Here is a 3,140-nt window from a genome sequence, read left to right as displayed (position 1 = left end):
ATTGAACAATATTATCGCGAATACATTAATAGCTCAAATAAAATCATGATCGATTATAATTATTATGCAAAAAAAGGTTATCATCAGAGATTAATTGAACAACAAAATCACGATATCAAATAATCAGAATAAACAACTAATTAGTGTTAAAACAAAATTAGTTTTCGGAAGAAGATAAATTATGGCAAGCCGGATGCTTGGAAACTTGCTTGTCCGGTTTAGAGGGGGGCTGTTTGTAATAGATAATCGAAATATAAATCTGATTATTGAAACGTAAATAATCTATCCCTATATATTATTGTTTAGAAGTTTTTTGTAAATTGAATATAGTTATTCAAAAAAATATTATTTTAGTTTTATTAGAGAAAAAAAAAATAAATAAAAATTTTGTTTTAATTAATAATATGATTAAATTATTAAACAATAAAAATAAACCTTATTTTGAAATGAAATTAAATGACCAATGGCAAATATCTAAAAAATATTATAAATGGCAATTAACTCCTGTAGTTAGAACTGAAAATAATATTGATACATTAAAAAATATTTTGTATTTTCATCATGATCGCAAAATATATCCTTCAAATATGATTCAAAAGGAGATTTTTTATAGTAATGGGGAAATTATTTTTCCTTTAATTATAAGAACAAAACGATCAGGAGATGTATTGCAATTTAAATTTGGAAAGCAAAAATTAAAAAAATTTTTAATTAATCGTAAAATTCCTATTACACAAAGACAAAAATTGTTATTAATAGTAGATCAAACGCAAAAAATTATTTGGATTCCTTATTTATATTGTAATGAAACTTTAGGAGAAGGCAAAATTATAACTCTTGCTGTTGAAGTGCCAAAGATTTTTAAATATTGTGTTATTTGACTCATTATCAACGAGATAAACGACGAAAGGATAATATGGAATAATTCGATAAATTTAATATTTTATTTAATAATAATTAATACAATTTAAAGTGGTTCTTAAAAAAACCAAACCTAAATATTAAGTTAACTAATCAATAATCCGCGCTTAAACCCGAAAGTATTACAATTAATAATCTTTTAAATGAAGATCAACTTTTTGAGTTGATCTTTTTTTATTTTTCAAATAAATGAAAAAGATATCTTATTATTATCTTTTCTAATTATATCGGACCAAGTAATAATATAGAAAGAAAAGATTTATTTTTATTTTTTATTTGATACGACATTTTTTGAGTGGTTTATAAAAATGGTTAGAAACATTAATTAAAGATATTTTAGATATAATTTTTGTATGTTTTATTTTTAAATTTTTATTTAATAAATAAAATTATTTTAAATTTTATTACTTTTTTGAATATTGACGAAAATATTAATATTTGATAAAATTAGTTACATGTTGTTAAATTAAAAATTAATTTAGTGTTTATAAACTTGATATACTTATTTTATTTATAATCATATTTTTATTCTAATTAAATTTTAATTTTAATCGGTTTTTTAATAAATAATTAATATAGATAAATCAAATTATCTATTTATTTGATATTTTTTATTCTTCAGTTTTAATTTTCTTTTATTATTTAAAAAATTTAATTTTATTAAAATACTTTTTTATTTTATAATTATTTTTCTTTTATGATAATTTTTTATTTAAAATTGTGATATTTAATAAATAAATGTTTTTTAAAATTATTAAAATTGTTTTTAATTAATTTTAAATATGATAATAATATAAAACTATTTTTTTGGTAAATTTAATAAAAAAATTAATCTTTTTATATATCAATTTTTATATTGATTTTCTTATATTTTATTTTTTTTAATAATTCGAAAGTATCTTAATTGAAAAAGATTAAATTTAGATAAATTAACGGAAAAAGGTTTTCTTATTATGTTGACAAAATATCTACGAAATAAAATCATTAAATTATTAATTGCAATTTTTATTTTATTTTTGTCATTAAATCTTTTTTTAATAATATTTTTTAAATTGGACAATAATTTTAAAAAATTAAAATTATTTTCTTCTAATAAACAAATAAATAATTCGGAAAAACTAAAAATTAATATAATGGATGTAATAAGATACTCCATTAATATAAATAACTTGTCTGATGATGAAAAAAAATTACTTTCAATAGATTCAAATCTGTCTTCAAAAGAAATAATTTTAATTTTAAAGGAGAGATTATTGAATCAATTTCAAGTAAATAATCAAATACACAAAGCTTACGTATTAGCACAAGAAGATGCGCATATAAAATTTAATAAAAATTTATATTATTATACACTTCCTCAAGATGAAAAAATATTTATGCAAAATTTAATTTACACAAACCCTACATTTTCAGAAAAAGAAACCATAAAAATTCTTTCGGACAGATTATTAGCAAAATATAGAATAAATCAAAAAAGGTTGAAAAAATATGTAGTTTTTTTAAAAAATCAATTAAATCCTAAAATGATTAGTGATAATTCTTTAAATATAAAAATAACTTTAAACAATAAACAAATGCCAGATATATTATTTTACATTATGATTATCAAAACAGTTTTAGCAGAAACACAATATAGAACAACTATATTAAACGAACAACTTAAAGATGATCAGAAATTACAATTACTCGAAAATGATTTTATGAATATTAGGGATTGGATACAAAGCGAGAATAACAAGTTATTGTTCATAAATCCTAATCTTTCGCCAAAAGAAAAAATTTTAATTTTAAAAGAAAAAATAAAAAATCAGTTTCAACAAAGAAACCAATTAACCAGATATTATGAGTTAATATACCAAAAAGCATTTCCAACACTTCCTGAACCTAAATCGCTAAGATATATTCCAGATGAAGACGCTTTTTTAGAATCTATTTTTAATCAACATCTCCACAAAACGGAAAGTAAAATAATTGAAGATCTTCAGACATCATTGTTAAGAGAATACGAACAAAAAAAATTATTATTAAATTTATGCAATTCAATCTTAGATAAAAAAATTTTTCCGCAAATTTACTATACTATGACTTTGAGCACTTCCGAAGTAGATATAAATGAAATGACTGAAATTCTAAGTGATCCATGGTATATTTCTTTTATAAGAGTTCAATTAAATGATGCAATAAATAAATTAATGACGTTACAACAACATATAAAAAAC

The 3,140-nt window shown here is 19.5% G+C and carries 3 protein-coding genes; 2 read left to right on the top strand and 1 reads right to left on the bottom strand.

What is annotated here, in order from left to right; all coding sequences use genetic code 11:
- Positions 1-320: 320 nt before the first annotated feature.
- Positions 321-881 carry a tRNA lysidine(34) synthetase TilS gene (tilS, locus tag OC683_RS02185; protein WP_304514909.1) on the top strand — a complete coding sequence of 187 codons (561 nt, stop codon included), beginning with the start codon at positions 321-323 and terminating at the stop codon, positions 879-881.
- A gap of 905 nt (positions 882-1,786) precedes the next feature.
- Here tilS and OC683_RS02180 read toward each other — a convergent pair.
- A complete protein-coding gene (locus OC683_RS02180) occupies positions 1,787-2,077 on the bottom strand; it encodes a hypothetical protein (RefSeq protein ID WP_304514908.1) in 291 nt (96 codons plus the stop codon).
- A 97-nt stretch (positions 2,078-2,174) separates the two neighbouring features.
- Between OC683_RS02180 and OC683_RS02175 the strand changes: the two genes are divergently transcribed.
- The coding region (locus OC683_RS02175; RefSeq protein WP_304514907.1) for a hypothetical protein at positions 2,175-3,140 on the top strand (966 nt) is incomplete at its 3' end.

Origin of the sequence: Candidatus Phytoplasma crotalariae (genome assembly GCF_030586865.1) — a bacterium.
GTDB classification, from domain to species: Bacteria; Bacillota_I; Bacilli_A; order Acholeplasmatales; family Acholeplasmataceae; genus Phytoplasma; species Phytoplasma citri.
This window is presented reverse-complemented; position numbering and strand designations above follow the sequence as displayed.

Excerpts from the sequence above, each read along its gene's own strand:
- OC683_RS02180 (WP_304514908.1), bottom strand. The coding sequence starts at position 2,077 with ATGGAGTATCTTATTACATCCATTATATTAATTTTTAGTTTTTCCGAA.